The sequence below is a fragment of the Fodinibius sp. GM108 genome, assembly GCF_058386985.1.
Genome location: NZ_JBYEIR010000005.1, coordinates 296,856 through 313,857, shown reverse-complemented (window position 1 = coordinate 313,857; position 17,002 = coordinate 296,856). Strand labels below are relative to the sequence as shown.

General features: G+C 43.5%; 14 protein-coding genes. 9 read left to right on the top strand and 5 right to left on the bottom strand.

What is annotated here, in order from left to right; genetic code table 11:
• Positions 1–8: 8 nt before the first annotated feature.
• The 5 genes from accB to ACT3ID_RS11495 all read left to right on the top strand — a co-directional run bounded on the left by accB (position 9) and on the right by ACT3ID_RS11495 (position 5,929).
• Positions 9–506, top strand: a complete 498-nt coding sequence (gene accB, locus ACT3ID_RS11515; RefSeq protein WP_491542183.1) for an acetyl-CoA carboxylase biotin carboxyl carrier protein — start codon at positions 9–11, stop codon at positions 504–506.
• 14 nt (positions 507–520) lie between these two features.
• Positions 521–1,867, top strand: coding sequence for an acetyl-CoA carboxylase biotin carboxylase subunit (gene accC, locus ACT3ID_RS11510; RefSeq protein ID WP_491542182.1), 1,347 nt, complete (start codon positions 521–523; stop codon positions 1,865–1,867).
• A 17-nt stretch (positions 1,868–1,884) separates the two neighbouring features.
• Positions 1,885–2,265, top strand: a complete 381-nt coding sequence (gene gcvH, locus ACT3ID_RS11505; protein ID WP_491542181.1) for a glycine cleavage system protein GcvH — start codon at positions 1,885–1,887, stop codon at positions 2,263–2,265.
• Positions 2,266–2,545: 280 nt separating this feature from the next.
• The gene (gene guaA, locus ACT3ID_RS11500; protein WP_491542180.1) at positions 2,546–4,096 is read left to right on the top strand and encodes a glutamine-hydrolyzing GMP synthase; all 1,551 of its coding nucleotides are present in this window, start codon (positions 2,546–2,548) and stop codon (positions 4,094–4,096) included.
• Positions 4,097–4,162: 66 nt separating this feature from the next.
• Positions 4,163–5,929, top strand: coding sequence for an ABC transporter substrate-binding protein (locus tag ACT3ID_RS11495; RefSeq protein WP_491542179.1), 1,767 nt, complete (start codon positions 4,163–4,165; stop codon positions 5,927–5,929).
• Positions 5,930–6,515: 586 nt separating this feature from the next.
• Here ACT3ID_RS11495 and mltG read toward each other — a convergent pair.
• From mltG to ACT3ID_RS11470, 5 genes are all read right to left on the bottom strand, one after another.
• Positions 6,516–7,586 (bottom strand): endolytic transglycosylase MltG, encoded by a 1,071-nt coding sequence (mltG, locus tag ACT3ID_RS11490; protein ID WP_491542178.1) that lies wholly within the window; start codon positions 7,584–7,586, stop codon positions 6,516–6,518.
• 19 nt (positions 7,587–7,605) lie between these two features.
• Positions 7,606–8,325 carry a Bax inhibitor-1/YccA family protein gene (locus ACT3ID_RS11485; RefSeq protein WP_491542177.1) on the bottom strand — a complete coding sequence of 240 codons (720 nt, stop codon included), beginning with the start codon at positions 8,323–8,325 and terminating at the stop codon, positions 7,606–7,608.
• A 494-nt stretch (positions 8,326–8,819) separates the two neighbouring features.
• A complete protein-coding gene (locus ACT3ID_RS11480) occupies positions 8,820–10,241 on the bottom strand; it encodes a hypothetical protein (protein WP_491542176.1) in 1,422 nt (473 codons plus the stop codon).
• A gap of 5 nt (positions 10,242–10,246) precedes the next feature.
• Positions 10,247–12,292, bottom strand: coding sequence for a PP2C family protein-serine/threonine phosphatase (locus ACT3ID_RS11475; RefSeq protein WP_491542175.1), 2,046 nt, complete (start codon positions 12,290–12,292; stop codon positions 10,247–10,249).
• A 43-nt stretch (positions 12,293–12,335) separates the two neighbouring features.
• The gene (locus ACT3ID_RS11470; RefSeq protein WP_491542174.1) at positions 12,336–13,298 is read right to left on the bottom strand and encodes a DUF4097 family beta strand repeat-containing protein; all 963 of its coding nucleotides are present in this window, start codon (positions 13,296–13,298) and stop codon (positions 12,336–12,338) included.
• A 206-nt stretch (positions 13,299–13,504) separates the two neighbouring features.
• On the opposite strand from ACT3ID_RS11470, the gene ACT3ID_RS11465 reads away from it, so the two are divergent.
• Genes ACT3ID_RS11465 through ACT3ID_RS11450 form a run of 4 tightly spaced genes read left to right on the top strand, consistent with a single transcriptional unit; the run spans position 13,505 to position 16,993 of the window.
• The gene (locus ACT3ID_RS11465; RefSeq protein WP_491542173.1) at positions 13,505–14,032 is read left to right on the top strand and encodes an RNA polymerase sigma factor; all 528 of its coding nucleotides are present in this window, start codon (positions 13,505–13,507) and stop codon (positions 14,030–14,032) included.
• A gap of 9 nt (positions 14,033–14,041) precedes the next feature.
• Entirely contained in the window at positions 14,042–15,328 is a 1,287-nt protein-coding gene (locus ACT3ID_RS11460; RefSeq protein WP_491542172.1) for a porin family protein, read from the top strand.
• Between the two features lie 58 nt (positions 15,329–15,386).
• Positions 15,387–16,451 (top strand): hypothetical protein, encoded by a 1,065-nt coding sequence (locus ACT3ID_RS11455; RefSeq protein ID WP_491542171.1) that lies wholly within the window; start codon positions 15,387–15,389, stop codon positions 16,449–16,451.
• 53 nt (positions 16,452–16,504) lie between these two features.
• Positions 16,505–16,993, top strand: coding sequence for a hypothetical protein (locus tag ACT3ID_RS11450; RefSeq protein WP_491542170.1), 489 nt, complete (start codon positions 16,505–16,507; stop codon positions 16,991–16,993).
• Positions 16,994–17,002: the final 9 nt, after the last annotated feature.

The following is a 17,002-nucleotide window of genomic DNA, read 5'->3' as shown; positions in this document are numbered from 1 at the left end:
ATATTATCATGGATTTAGAAGTTATTAAAAATCTCCTGGACCTCATTGCAGAAAGTGAAGTCAATGAAGTGTCTATCGAGGAGGGTGATTTTAAAATCAAAGTCAAGAAAGAGCCGGATATAGAACAGTCATCGGGTCAACAGTTTCCGATGCAATACCAGCTTCCGGCACAACCACAGCAACCGCAACAGCCGCAACAACAGGCCCCTCAACAAGCTCAGGCCTCTCAGCCCTCTGGTGGGGATACAGCTGAAAAAGATGAAGAGCCTTCCGGCGATGTGGTTAAATCACCGATTGTCGGTACTTTTTACCGTTCTCCATCTCCCGATGATGACGCCTTTGTACAGGTCGGTGATCAAGTAGAAAAAGGACAGACGCTTTGTATCGTCGAGGCTATGAAAATTATGAATGAAATTGAATCTGAATATTCCGGTGAGGTTAAGAAGATTCTTGTTGAAAACGCTGAACCGGTAGAATATGATCAACCCCTATTTATCATTGGGTAAAGCAGACAAAATTCATGTTTAACAAAATTCTTATCGCCAATCGCGGCGAAATCGCTCTTCGTATTATTCGTACATGTAAGGAAATGGATATCAACACGGTAGCGGTATATTCGACTGCCGATGAAGATAGCCTGCACGTAAAATTTGCTGATGAGGCCGTTTGCATAGGTCCTCCTCCGAGCAAAGAAAGCTATTTGAAAATCCCCAATATTATGGCAGCGGCAGAAATTACCAACGCCGATGCTATCCATCCGGGATACGGCTTTTTATCTGAAAAAGCAGAATTCTCTCGAATTTGTGCCGAGCACGACCTTAAGTTTATTGGTCCATCGCCCGAGAGCATCGATGCCATGGGCAACAAATCGATGGCCAAAAAAACGATGGAGCACAGTGGAGTTCCTACCGTGCCCGGCAGTGATGGCGTGGTTGAGAGCTACGAAGATGCCAAAAAGATTTGTGAGGAGATCGGCTTTCCTGTAATTGTCAAAGCTTCTTCAGGCGGTGGCGGACGCGGCATGCGGGTCGTTAATGAACCTGAAAAGCTTAAGCAAGCTTACAGCATGTGTAAAACGGAGGCAGAAACGGCTTTTGATGATCCTGATGTCTATATTGAGAAATTTGTTGAGGATCCGCATCACGTTGAAATACAGATTCTGGGTGATCAACATGGCAATGCCATTCATCTGGGTGAACGTGATTGCTCACTTCAGCGAAGACATCAGAAAATTCTGGAGGAAGCCCCCTCTCCTCTCATGACGCCCGAACTTCGTGAAGAGATGGGACAAGCTGCCATTAATGCAGCGTTGGCTGTCGATTATGAAGGAGCGGGAACCGTAGAGTTTTTGGTGGATAAAGACAAAAACTTCTACTTCATGGAGATGAACACCCGCATACAGGTTGAGCATCCTGTAACCGAAGAAATCACAAACTATGACCTGGTGGCCGAGCAAATTAAAGTAGCCGCTGGTAAAGAACTCGAGCAAAAAGAGCTCAAAATGCGGGGACACGCTATTGAATGCCGAATTAATGCCGAAGATCCGGCTCATAACTTCCGTCCCTCCGCAGGTACTATCAAGGTTTTTCATACACCCGGCGGGCACAGTGTGCGTGTTGATACCCATGCTTACGCCGGCTATCGCATCCCTCCCCACTACGATTCCATGATTGCAAAATTAATTGTGAGTGCTCCAACCCGCGAAGAAGCTATCAAACGGATGAAGCGATCGCTGGAAGAGTTTGTTATTGAAGGTGTTAAAACAATTATACCCTACCATATTCAGCTCATGGATGATGAAAACTTTAAGAAAGGGACCTTCAATACAAAGTACCTCGAAGAGTTTAAATTTAATCCTGAAAACTGATTTACAACATTATTGTTATGAGCTACCCAGAAGATTTAAAGTATACAAAAGAACATGAATGGATCCGCGACAACGGCGATGGTACTGCTACGGTCGGGGTAACGGATTTTGCTCAAAGTGAGCTCGGTGATATTGTATTTGTAGAAATTGAGCCCGAAGGTTTTGAATTTGAACAGGATGAAGTTTTTGGCACAGTTGAAGCTGTGAAAACAGTCTCTGAACTATATGCTCCCGTGGCCGGCGAAATCCTGGAAATCAATGAACAACTGGAGATGGAACCCGAACTGGTCAATGACGATCCCTACGGTGACGGCTGGATGGTCAAAATCTCTATGAGTGATAAATCCCAGCTCGATGAGTTGATGTCATCAGCTGAATACCAAGAAATTATAGCTTAAAACAGGCACCACAACAGAAATAAACATCATTCGAGCACCTGCTCGGGATTAACACAGCATACGCTTCGCTATACTAATAGATAAATCTTTTTTGAATGTCATCCCGAGTGGTTTAATGAGGGATCTCAAACGTCGAAACAGGCTTTCTTTTGATTCCGGTTTTATAATCTCAATACATTTGATATTCCTCATTACACGTTCTTCTGTATGACAAAACTATCAGTTTGCTGATTGATAGATCTCAATTAAAATAAATGCTTACCACCTGTAAATACGCTTTATGCAACACCGACCCACAGACTGGATCCTGATTCTCGATTTTGGATCCCAATATACACAGCTCATTGCCCGACGCGTTCGGGAATTGAATGTTTATTGCGAAATCCATCCCTTTAACAAAAATATTGAAGCATTTTCGGATGCTCCACCCAAGGGAATCATCCTTTCCGGTGGTCCCAGCAGCGTTAATGATGAAAACGCACCCGATCTCAATGAGGATATTTTTGACTGGAACGTACCGGTGCTTGGAATATGCTATGGCCTGCAAATTTTGGCGCATAAAGAGATTCCGGGAAGTGTTGAAAAAGCAGAACGCCGCGAATTCGGACGATCAGAACTTATAGTTGATGACAATTCCGACCTTCTGCAGGATATTCCCCAGGAATCGGTCGTTTGGATGAGTCACTCTGATCATATAAAAGAACTACCATCAAAGTATGAAGTTATCGGCCATACTGATAATGCCCGCGTGGCGGCCGTACGACATACCGATCACAAAATTTTCGGTGTTCAGTTTCATCCCGAGGTGGTGCATACGGTCTATGGCGAACAGATACTTAAGAATTTTGTGCGCTCTATTTGCGGGTTAGAAGGCAACTGGACAGCAAAGTCATTTATTGCATCGACCATTAAAGAGATACGCGAAAAAGTTGGCGATGACAAAGTTATCTGCGGATTAAGCGGTGGTGTTGACTCAACGGTAGTAGCGACGCTCGTCCATGAGGCTATCGGCGATCAACTGCAATGTATTTTTGTAGACAACGGAGTGCTGCGGAAAAATGAATTCCAGGATGTACTGGATGTCTATGAAGATCAGCTGCATTTGCCGGTTAAAGGAATTGATGCCAGCGAACAGTTTCTGAAAAAACTGAAAGGCGTTGTGGATCCCGAAGAAAAACGAACCATCATCGGCAATACCTTTATCGATGTTTTTGATGATGCTATTGCTCACGATAACGATGTGAAATATTTGGCACAGGGCACGCTTTATCCTGATGTCATCGAGAGTATCTCATTTAAAGGTCCCTCGGCCACCATAAAATCGCACCATAATGTCGGCGGATTGCCCGAAGAGATGAATCTCGACCTTATTGAACCGGTGCGTGAGCTGTTTAAAGATGAAGTTCGGGACGTCGGACGTGAGCTGGGTATTCCCGAGCATTTCACCAAGCGCCATCCCTTCCCCGGTCCCGGCCTTGCCATTCGAATTTTATCGGATGTTACCAAAGAAAAGCTTGAGATGCTCCGCGAAGTGGATGATATCTTTATCAGCGAGTTGCGTAAGAATGATTTATATGATGAGGTTTGGCAAGCCCTGGCCGTTTTACTGCCCGTACAGAGTGTCGGCGTTATGGGAGACGAGCGGACCTATGAATACACCGCCGGGCTCCGGGCTGTGACCAGCGTTGATGGCATGACAGCCGACTGGGCTCACCTGCCCCATCCATTCTTGGCTCATGTATCTAACCGCATAATCAATGAAGTTGTTGGAATAAATCGTGTAGTCTATGATGTTAGTTCTAAGCCTCCCTCAACTATAGAGTGGGAGTAGCAGAGAACAATTTTGCAGAAAATTAGTTAGTAAAAACGAATAGTATTCGTAAATGAACCGTATCGTATGAACCTATCTAAAAAAACAACTCTCTCTCTACTATCCCTTGTGGGATTGTTGCTTGTTCTATCAATAATTGTCACTCCACACCAAAGCAATGCTCAATCATTTGAAGAAGGCCTGGACCTGTATCAACAGGGAAACTATGAAGAAGCGGTAGATATTTTTGAGCAGTTGAATTCTGACAAAGCTCGTCTCTTCAGTGGGAAGGCATATTTCGGGCTTGGTAAATATATGACCGCAAAATCATATCTCCGATCCCTGACCGACGTAAATTCACCGAATATCTATAATGAAGCACAGTACACGCTGGCTCTGACCGATTTTCAACTTGGTCAGTATGGTGATGCCTTAAACAGATTATATCAGATGAAGCAACAGGATCGGAAAACACAGGTCGTTACCGACGGCATTCGCCTTTACGAAGATATACTTTCATTTCTGACGATAAATCAGCGGAAAAGTGCTTTTCAGCAATCCGATCATCCTCAAATAAAATATGACCTCGTGTCTTCTGCTTTTGGGGAAGTTTCATATCCCGTAGCAAAAACCCTGTATTCGCAACTTGTTGCCTCTAAAATAGATACAACCAATCCAGCTATGCAGGAGCTCGCCGAGTCAATCTCCGATTCGATGAATTATACCGTAAAAGCAACTTATAAAGACCAAAAAGATGCTCCCGATGGTATTACTTACAATATCGGTGCCGCCCTGCCCCTCTATGATAGTGATGCTCCTGAATTCCAGGTAAGCCAGGGATTATATTTTGGATATATCCTTGCTGCAGAAGAATTTAATCAACAGCATACCAATAAGAAGGCTTTTATTCGGCATCAAAATACGGGCGCCAAGATGGATTCGGCGGAATACGCTATGACCGAGCTTGCCTGGAATACTAATGCAGATGCTGTGCTGGGACCACTGTTTTCGGAACCTGCACGGCAAATGGCACAGCTGGCCGAGCAATATCAGATACCAATGCTGGCTCCTCTGGCTAACTCTGACACACTCAATATTGATAATCCATATGTGTACCAGGCAAATCCAACTTTTACCTCTCATGGACAAAGAATGGCTGAATATGCCGTCAACAATCTGAACATGGATACGCTGGCTGTATTGGCGGAGAAACAGTCTCTCGGAGAAACCTCAGCCTACGCCTTTCGCAACCGAGCCGAAAAGCTGGGAGCAAAAGTAGTTCATTTTTTCGTGGAGGATTTGGCATCACAGGGATATGACCTTTCAGACTATACTAAGTTTTTTACTAAAGACCAGGCTAAAATAGACAGCCTCGGGAATTATCATTATCTGGATGGGATATATGCGCCGTTTACCGGAGAGGCCGCCCCTACCCTTGCAGAACTTCTGCTCGTGGATCTTGAGGGAATGGATAGCGATATAACAGTTCTTGGATCACAAGAATGGGGAAATTTTGAGCTCCCGGACATAGAACTGGACGATCAGGAAATTTATTTTTCTGAAAGTTATTACGTTAATCAGAAAAGTCAACGTGTAGAACAGTTTAAAGAGCATTTTGAAAGACGGTTTGACAGAGAACCCAATCGGTTTGCAATGATTGGATTCGATGCTGCCAGTTATCTGCTACAAACACTTGATAACATCGGCAATCCTGCCCTCCTGAAAAATGCTCTGAAAAATCAGCCGCTTTATGAGGGCTTAAGCAACAATATCCACTTTAATGGCACGCATATAAATCAGGAAGTAAAAATATTTACTATCAAAGCCGATAGCATTCGCCCGGTACTGGAATAACATTCGTATTTGTTTTTAAGGTTATTGCAAGACAGCCAGTTGCTTATTTCAAGGTTCTAGCAAACACATCCCGCGGCGATTCACGTTTTAAATCAACCGGCTTTAGGGTTGTGAGGATTCAGCTTATGTCGATTAGGGATAAGGATTACAAAGAATTTTGTCTGAATCCGCCGGCCGGCGGATGAGTTTAATTCTTTGCCGAATCCCGAAGAGACATGAATCCGAAGAACCCACAGCCGGCGATTTTTTTGGTTCCAGTGGGTTTTCTGGTCCCGAGAGCTATCGGGATTTCGTCGTTGAAAAAATGAACAGGATAATCGTCCTTTCCACCCCTATATACTAAGATCGCAATTCAGCTTCATTCCGTGTTCCGAGGTAGTTATACTCTAGAGGATAGCTGTACAACCTCCTCACAACTAATAGAGATTGTGTGATTCGTAAGTGAGAAGTTTCATCCACGCATTCCGAAGCCCAAAATTTTATCGCTTTACGTCTGGCGATGAATTACGGGCTAGTTATAATCTAGAAAATCCTGTGAACAGGGTCGGTTCATTCTGCTACTTGCATCTTGAATCCCGCAATCTGTTTACTGCGAGTTCTGTTCTCTTTCTCTTTTTATACGGTATTGTTCCCGCAGCCACTGCCGCCATTTGGCACTTTTTTGTTTGTGCTCTTCAAACGTTTCTGAAAATGAATGCCCTCCATTAGGAGTTGCCACCATATACAGATAATCATGCTCTTCAGGATTTAGTGCCGCTTCTATCGAGCTTAAACTCGGATTTGTAATCGGCCCGGGCGGCAGTCCGTCGTAGCGGTACGTGTTGTATTCATGATCAATTTGATAGTCTTCATATAAAATACGCCGTTGTTCGCCGATTGCATAGATGATAGTGGGGTCGGCCTGCAAGCGCATTCCACGATTCAAACGATTCCAGTACAACCCGCTGATGATGGGCTTTTCTTCCTTATTTCGAGCCTCCCACTGGATGATAGAAGCAAGTGTTATGATTTCATCAACAGAAAACTCAATACTGTTGAACTCCTCACTGTAAGCCTGCACTACTTGTCGATCAAATTCGTTCAAAACCCGCTCTAAAAAAGATCGCGGAGAACTGGTCCAATACATCGAATAGGTATTGGGATATAATCGTCCAATGACGTCTTCGGGATCAATATTCAACTCGGCCAAAATTGCGCTATCTGTTAACGTCTGGTGGAAGGCGAGTGAATCAAATTGAAGATCTTGTGAAACAGCATCAGCAATTCTCGCTTTTGTACTGCCCGGAATTATTGTTACGGATACCGGATCCTGTGCCCCTCTAGCAAGCTTCGAAAGAAATTGGTTATAGGTAAATGCATCATCAATAAGGTAATGCCCCTCATGAAAACGCTGCCAGCCATAAATTTTTGCCGCCCATTCCAGCTCCACGACATCGTCTACAACACCCGAATCACTTAACATTTCTGCTAACTCTTCGAAATTTGTCTGTTCATCAAGATAGATATGGACAGGTTCTTCAGATGGAGGCGAAATAGCCTCTCCATCATATAAACGCCACCACCGTGGTCCTGCTACAATTAATGTTATCAGCAGAAATAGCAAAGATCCCCAGAACAGCTCACGGGGAGATAAAAATATTTCGTTTTTCTTGGCCAAGGTATGTAGTCGTTAAAATTTATCGACGCTGTAACTTAGCCAGTAGTCGCAAAATTTCAATATACAGCCAAATGAGTGTAATCATAAGACCAAAAGATGTGTACCACTCAAAATACTTAGGTGCATTGGCTTCGGCGCCGCGCTCAATCAAATCGAAATCCAATACAAGATTAAGAGCTGCAACCCCCACAATAATCAAGCTAAACCCGATACCCATCATACCTGTGCCGTGGATAAGTCCTACATTTACTCCAAAAAAGCCAAGTACAAAGCTGGCCAAATAAACCAAAAATATTCCACCGGTGGCCGCAACAACTCCCATTCGAAAGCGCTTGGTGACCTCAATCATTCCTGACTGATATGCGAAAAGCATAGCCGCAAATACACCGAGTGTAAGCATAACTGCATTATAAACGATGCCATCATATGCATTTGCGTACATGAGCGAAATACCGCCCAAGAATAATCCTTCGAGTCCGGCATAGATAGGAGCAGTAATCGGCGACCATTCTTTTTTAAATACAGTGGCAATGGCCACAATAAATCCTCCAATAGCACCACCCCAAATAAATATCTGTGAAGGCTGATACCAGCTTATGGATGCCCCCAGCAGCAAAATGAGAAATAATATGCCCGTCTTATTAATAGTTCCACTGATGGTCATGCCTTCACCACGCGGCACAGTCTGTGAGACATTTTGAAACGTTTTTTCGCTTAGGGTCGGATTGCTCGTACGCATATAAATAGTTCAGTTAAAATTGAGGGTAAATATACGATCTAACTTTCAGGAATAACAAAATTTGGAAAAGAAAATTTCTTCAGATTAACTGTAACATCTCAGTTTCATCTCCGTAGTTTTTTATGGAAGAGCAATGATTTGGATGCTTCTCAAGCTCCAAATGCCCTAAAGAAAAAGCTCCCAACCTTGATCGGTTGGGAGCTTATTTTTTGTGGGTGTTTATTTTTACCGCAGAGAGGCACAGAGGAATTCGCAGAGGTTCACAGATAATCATCCCCTATCCTTGTTCAAAGCTCCATAAAAAGCTCTGTTTACGGCAGATGACTACATTAAGGCTGTTCAACATATCTTTAAACAGATCTGTAGCAACTTGAGTGAGACAAAATAAATGTCTTCAGATAGCTTTTGGTTTTATCCTTAGCCCAGCCTTTCAAGGCTGGGCATGAGAGCTTCGAGTGATCATCAAGCATTACTCATAACACTGCAAAGCCTACTTAAAAAGTCGGATTGAATCGAATCCAAAATACTGGAGCACGATCTCTGTTATTCAAATCCCATGCAAGCTCGGCGCGAATCAAGCTGGAACCAATACCAATTCCACCATTGTGAGACAGATCGGAGAATTCAAATTCTTTTAATCCACTGAAAGGATCATCTGAATCCAGCATATCGGAATTAAAATCTATCCAGCCTGAATCCAGGAATAAACTTAGGTAAAAATCATCAAAGTCGATCCAGTCGCCAGAACGAAAACCGGGACTGCCAAACTGAAATTCGGCATTGCTCAACAGCATTTGATTACCAGCACCCAACGATTTATAAGGCAGCGCCCGCAAAGTACCTACTCCCCCCAGATAAAGCTGTTTAAAACGCGGAGCTTCTCCTGTAATACCGGAAGTGCGAAGCCTGTATTTAAAAACACCACCTGGTTCAAAGTTTACATATGAAATGAGTTCTCCGGTAACTCTTGTGTAGTCAAAATCAGAAACACCAATGCCGGGATCAGCGAACTCGACTTCTCCACTTAGTGTAAAGGTAAAGCTTCTGCTCAGCACCAGCCGCTTGGGATTAAAGCTGGCCGAAATTGTCAGGTTTGAAAGATCTGTCTCCTGCACAGCAACTCCACCTCTGAAATCAACGGGAGGATTGGCTCGATATCGTCCGCCGGAACCAAATAACGCCCAGTCTGTTTCTTGCTGAAGGCTGCTATAGCGGTCTTCACTGTAAGCAACTCCACCTTCAAAATAGCGATTAGAACGCATTAGAAGATAAGCGCCCCACCCCTCTTGGTTATAATAGTCGAGATAATCGTATCCGCCGGCAAAGGCCGTCAGTGATGTTTCGTTGAGGCCAACCCTCCAGCTATCATTTGTCGTCGTGGCATCATGATATTCCCCTCCGATCATTACGTGCTTTTTCTTTCCAAACAATTTTTCTAAGCCAATGGAATACTGCCAGTCACGCTGACCAGTGGAATATCCGATTAATCCGTGCATCTGTATCCGGGGGATTCCCAGCCAGTCATCGTCGTGATACCACTGCATGCGCTCTTTTCTTATACCCAGGAAAAGAGCATTCACGCGATTAAAATGGATCATCGGAAGATTAGGATATACTGAGTACAGAGTGCTCGAATTGTAAGGGCCAGATTCAAAAACGCCCCGGAAATCCAACCCTTCTTCATTTAAACTGCGGACAAATCGTCGCGTATTTTTTTTGCTGGTATCCTGATCCGCTGAACGCTTAAAAAAGTCACTAACAGGTGCCGAGAAAAAGGGATCATTCTTAAAGGGATCTTTCTCTGTTGAATCCTGCTCTGCCTGAGCTAATGTCTCTCCAATCATCCCCAAAAATATGCAAGCTGTGACAGCAAAAATTGTTGTTATGCATTTCATAGTTGTTAATTCTTCTTTCATCAGTTTCATTTTTTTGCCTTCATCACCACTACAGTGATATCATCTTCTTGCGATTTAGCTCCCGACCACTGATCAATAAGTTTTGTTATCTGCGAAAGAACATCAGAAGCAGATGAGGGAGCTGCCTCCTTAAATTCCTGCTTAATTCGTTCAATTCCCAGCTGTTCACGCTCTTCGTTAAAAAGTTCCATCAGCCCATCAGACATAAGCAGCAAAGTATCTCCCTTACAAACCTCTATCTGTTTTTCCTGATAAGGATATTCTACCCTGCTGCCCAGCGGCATGCCCTTTAATACGATTTCTCTGCATTCATTGTTACTATGATCGTACAATAAACATGGTGGCATTCCCGCAGAAGTAATATGTACCTGTTGCCCATTACTCTTCAGAAGCATGAGTCCCATATACATCATCTTCAGATCCATATTTCGAATGCCCGAAGACATACGGCGGACGATACCCAAATTATCATGATCATTTGCCAGCGTATGGAAATAGCTTTTTGCGGTAGCTACCATAATCCCCGCTTTCATGCCGTGTCCCGTGGCATCACCGAGAGCAACAGTAAGCGTCCCGTTTTTCGATTCGCTGAAGTCGTAATAATCTCCGCCCACTTCTTGAGCAGTCTCCATAAATACAGCGATATCCCACTTTTTGTTATTCGGGATCTGTTTAGGCAACATTGAGAGCTGAAGTGCCCTGGCTTCTTCGAGCTCCTGTGATTTCCGCTCATTTTCAGCTTCAAGCAACTTTCGTTCTACCTCTTTCTTCCGATTCAACCGCTCTTGCTCAAGTGCTTTTTCGGACAGATACTGTACTTCTTCAAGCTTATCCTTGAGCCGTGTTTGGGTTTGAGCAAAGTTTCTGGACAGGTAGATCGACATTGAAAATATCAGAACTGACGATCCGACAATATTTGCAAGAACCGGATCACCGCTGATAACCTCCAGGTTAGCAAATACCGCATAAAAAATGCCGCAGGCGAAACCGCCAAGTCCGGTGCCAATAATCCATACACCCTCTTTATTTTGATAAAAAGAGAGCAGCAAGACGCGCGAAATTTCGAGCAGGGTAATCAAAACAAAAAACTCGCGATAAAAATGAACCTGGCTGTAGTTGAACCAGGTAGCCAGAGCTAACATTATGCCGGCCGCCAAAAATCCCCAAAATAATTGGGGCGTTTTTTCGTAGAAGAGGCTGTATGCAAATCGCAGCGCATACACAACAGTAAATAACCAGGCAATAAGCGAAAGCCGGTCATAGGTGACCAGCATAATGGGCGACTGAGAATATGTTGCTTCTATCAAAGTATAGGTTAATACAGCCAGAAAGAATGTAAACAGTGCAAAATAAAGATTACGTTTTTCTGAGGGATAGAACACGAACAATAAAAAGTGAATAATCGTAAAAACAACCAACCCTCCGCCAAAAAACAGCTGCGGCCAGGATCTGGAAATAGAGCTTTCCAATGTGGAGTTGATATGATGCTCCAGGTCGCCCAACAAAAATCGGAAGCCGGCAGAGAGCCCATAATCCCGGTACGCCAGGGCCTTATGATTGGCAAATCGGACTGCTAGTAAGTGACTTGTTGTATCTTGAATAACCAGCGGACGAGGACGATTATCGCGATATGGTGTAGTATCTTCTTCGTATTGAGAAACTTCCCCGAATGAATATAAAAGCTCTCCGTCCAGATAGATTTCCGAAGCTCCATAATGCTGTTCGGGAATCAACGCCAGCGGATAACCTACGAGCGAACTATCTACCTTAAAATGAAAGCGAAACCAGCCGATACCTTCCCATTCAATAAATGACAGGTCTGATGCACCCAAATATGTACTAACTTTTTCCCAGGTCGAATCAGGATGCTGTGGAGAAGCCCACTGCGGATCATCCCCCGGCTCAAAGAGCCAACTGTCGGTTATATAAATGATTTTGTCATCCGGATCGATATCTGATTTGCTAAGCGTGACTATATTTTCTGATGTCTGGGCCAAGCTTACATTGGTGAGTAATCCAAAGAAACAGAAAGCCACGGCTGTCACAGCCATATAGCAATTGATATGTGAGGATGATGCTCTCAAATCTGCTCGATTATTTTATTTTGAGGCTGATAGTTCCCGTGTTTGTCTGCAAGTTGATAGGCGGTCCTGAATCTTTATATATGCCTTTGATCCTTCCCGAATCTATACTGCCCTGCACCTTATCAAGATCTGTAAAACTAACCTCCGTGGCTTTTAGCAATAGTTCATATCCAGTGTGATCGGGCACCGAAAGTCGGATATCTCCAGTCGATGCTTCCAGATTAATACCCTCTCCAACACGCATGAAATCAGCCCTTATATCGCCACTTCCTACCCGAGCCAACATCGTTCCGGAAACGCGTTCAGTAACAATATCACCTGCACCGGTTCTTAGCCGAATCTCGCCACTACTGCGATCCAGCGTAATATTCCCTCCCTCTGTCTGTACAAAAATAGTTCCCTGGCTATTTGAAATATCTATATCGCCACCCGAACTATAGGCTTTGAGCTGCCCAGTTATATTACGCAGAGATATATTACCCTCTCCTGTTTTTACGACCTGTTCACCATGCACATTTTCGAGTTTGATATCTCCTCTCCGGGTATTGAGCTCAGTGGACATCGACTCCGGTACATAAACGCGAAACGAGAAATGCATCCTATCACTGAAAAAACCTGTATCCCTTTTCTTTCGCTCCACTGACGCTACGATTTCATTATCTCGCTGCATCATTGTTATGCGAAAGTTGTCGAGGTTATTGGCATTTGACCAAAAAGCAAACCCGCGGTCGATAAAAAGCTCCACTTTTACTTTTTGGGCTGAAGAAGAGGGAATCACATCTATATTACCGGCGGTAGTGAACACTTTTAACATGCCGGAATTGCTCAAGTTAAACTCTTTCGTCATATATGGATCTGAGTGTCCAACAGCGGACTGTTTCACTTCCGTAGAATCAGCAGTATACGCTGTTACAGCTGAAGCTGTCTGAACAGAAAATCCTAAAATTAACAGTATCGAGAGATATCTAACCAATACGTACTATTCTTGTTAAGTTTTATCGCTAAGATACTATCCTGAAAAGGAATAGCATATAAAAAATACGGTCCACAAAAAAAGAAGTTACAGTAACCGATGCAGATAATATAATATTAAGAGGCAACCCTTTGCTCTAAATTCTTGTATCGGTAATATAGAAAAGGGAAAACAGGACAACTTTCACAGGATTAAGTTACAGGGCTTTGATAGAAGAGATCATAAAAGGATGCCGAAAGCGGCATCGAGAAAGCCAGAAAAAGCTGTACAAGATGTTCTATGCCTATGGCATGAGCATCACTCTGCGGTATGCGGATTCGCGAGGAAAGGCTGCAGAAATCCTGAATGACGCTTTTATGAAAGTATTTACAAATATCGATCAGTATAACTCATCTCGTCCCTTTAAACCATGGCTGCGACAGATCATAGTAAATACCGCTATCAACCACTACCACAAGCATCATAAAGATCAGCAACTAATCGATATAGCAACAGCTGAAAATGAGGTTAGTACAGAAGAGGAAATTTTAAGCGGCATATCCTATGAGGAAATTATTGACATGGTTCAGCAGCTAAGTCCTGCTTACAGAACCGTTTTTAATCTCTATGTAATAGAAGGATTCAAACACAAGGAAATTGCTGATATGCTCGATATCAGTGTCGGTACCTCAAAATCTAACCTGCATAAAGCCAAGAAAAACCTGCAATCAATTGTGGAAAAGAATTTTATATAGATACTTAATATGAGTAACAAAAATTACGATAACGATCCTATTGAGCGGTTTTTCCGCAAAAAGGCCAACGAATACAACATCGAATATCGAGAAGAAGATTGGCTGAAACTGGAAAATCGTCTTGATAAGGCAGACCAACAGCTAGCAAATCGACGCCGATGGCAGATGGCTGCAGCTGCTGTTGCTATACTTTTTGCTGTGCTTGCTTTTTTCACCTATCAACAGCAGTTAAAAATTAATGAACTTAGTGATCAACTCAGCAACAGCGAAAATGTTACGGATCTGCCCGACACTTTTGTGGATGTGATTCCTGATGATATTGTTACCGAAGATTCGGAAAGTGATCAAAGCAGTACGAATGAAGCAGAAATAAGCGGTGAACAGGATAGCAGGGGAACTCCCTCTGCTTCTACAACAGAATCGACTCCTGTCGCTGATAATCGCTCCCCGGATAACGAAAGTAAATCAGACATCAATGATGATGTTCAACGGATTACAAGTGCTGATTTTAATGGAGACTTCTTGACTGGCTCAATAGCCAAGGCGTCTCCGGGCTTTGATGGTCGCTCCCCCACCCCCACCTTGGCGGCCATCAGGCCTGTAAGTAAAAAACAGATAGCAATAGGCACGGATCGACCATCGCAAGACCAAAATCCCAAACTGGGATCTACCGGTCAAGCTGAAACCATAAACACACAACAGAGAATGTCTCGTTTTTCAGTGGGGCTGCAACTGGGACCTGATATCAGCACGGTCAGTAACTTATCGGACTTTGCCAGACCGGGGCACAAAATTGGCTTATCAGTTGAATATGATATCACAGAAAACCTGGCTCTAACGACCGGTGCCCAATACACAAAAGTACGTTATGAGGGCAGTGGGAATGAGTACAGATTACCTGAAAACTACTTGCCATACGGGGCGGCCCCCGGTGAAATGAAAGGCGTCTGTCTGCTAATTGATATACCTGTCAGCTTAAAGTACGATTTCCTGCATTTTCACGGTTCTCGAGTTTTCGCTTCAGCAGGCCTCTCATCCTACATCATGCTTAATGAGGATTACAAATTTACATATGAAGATAATCAATCAGTGATCACACGACGATGGCAAGAACAGACTGGCACACGTCATTGGGTGAGCAACGGAACTCTTTCACTCGGTTATGAACTGGATTTAAATCAAAATATCAGTTTTCGGGCGGAGCCATTTTTAAAAGTACCAATTAAAGAAGTGGGCTGGGGGAATGTCGATCTTTATTCGATGGGCAGTTTCTTTTCAATCAACTATAAATGGTAAAACGGGGACAGTTCTCGGGGTCAGAAAAACTAGAAAGTTGAATAAAAATGAGGTCTTTATGAATGCTAGAAAGAATATTCAGAGGACTTGGCAAAACCTGAGTGTCACCCTGGATTTATTTCAGGATCTGTTGCAAAGGTCGTACTTAAAGTTCCTGAAGAGCAATCGGTCCGAGATGCTGAAAGAGATCCTGAATCAAGTTCAGGAGAGGGTTCAGCATGATATAGGTAGTTTTATCAGTCCCTCTAATTCCACACTAAAGATGATGACAGCAATAAGTATCATCAGCCTTCTGGTGCTGGGCTGTGGCGACAACAGTACTGACTCTGACCCCTCAGAGTTCAATATTCAAGTAATCTCCCATGAGACACACGGCGACATACTGGCTGATCGTGACGGCAATGTGCTCTATTATTACTCGCAGGATGTCGCCGGGGAAAGCAATTGTGAGGGCGAATGTATTGATAGTTGGCCCGCTTTCCACGTAGCCGATTTGGATCCGGATGAAAACCTCAATCCTGATGATTTCGGAACTATTAATCATCCTGATGCCGGAACACAGACGACATATAAAGGTTGGCCTCTTTATTATTTTTCCGGCGACCAAGAATCCGGTGATGTGGCTGGTGATGGAGCTCTTAATGAATGGTTTGTTGCTAAACCAGACTATTCTTTAATGAATGCAACAGGACAGCTTGTTGGCGCTGATGGCGAAAACTATATAGTTGATGATGAAGGGAACTACAGTACAGGCGAAGGACAAACAAATTACATAACCGATGCTGAAGGAAGGACCCTCTATATTTTTATCAATGATTCTACAAACACTAACAATTGCACTAGTGGATGTAGCGATAACTGGCCGGTATTTCATACTGATATAGAATCATTACCAAGTAATATAGAGCGAGCTCATATCGGTCAATTCACTGCTCACGGCGACCGACAGCAACTTACCTATAAAGGATGGCCACTCTATTATTTCGATAGTGATAATGAACGTGGAGATACGAAAGGTGTGAGTGTTCCTGAACCGGGTGTTTGGCCAGTCGTGCAAAATGATATGGAGGCAGCCCCGGGTCACGACTCCGAAGAGAATCCTGATAACGATCCGGGATATTGAATAAAATATCCATCAGCTAATGAACCTGTTAACCTATTTTTTGGAGGCCAATTATGATTACTTCTGACAACAAGCGACAATCCTGGATACAAAAAATTAGAACAACCAAAAGCTTACTACTGGTGGCAATATGCTCACTAGCACTAGTTCTTGGCTCTTGTGGTGATAACAGTACCGGTACCAATGGTGGTAACGATAATGGTGAAAACGGCGGTAATGGTAACGAAGAACCTCCAGAACCTACTTTTACCAATGTGCAAGAAATTTTCAATGGAAGCTGTGGAGACACTAATTGCCATATCAGTAGTCCAGAAAGTGGTGTTCAGCTCAACAATTACGATAATGTAATGAATAGTGAGGGTGCTCAATATGGCGAACTGGTGGTACAGGCTAATGATGCTGACGGCAGTCCTCTGGTGGACAAGATTGAATCTGATAATCCGGAATTTGGAGTACGGATGCCCCAAGGCGGACCTTACCTGTCAGATGACGAGATAAACCTCATTAAAGAATGGATTAATGACGGTGCAGAAAATAATTAAGCTGATATA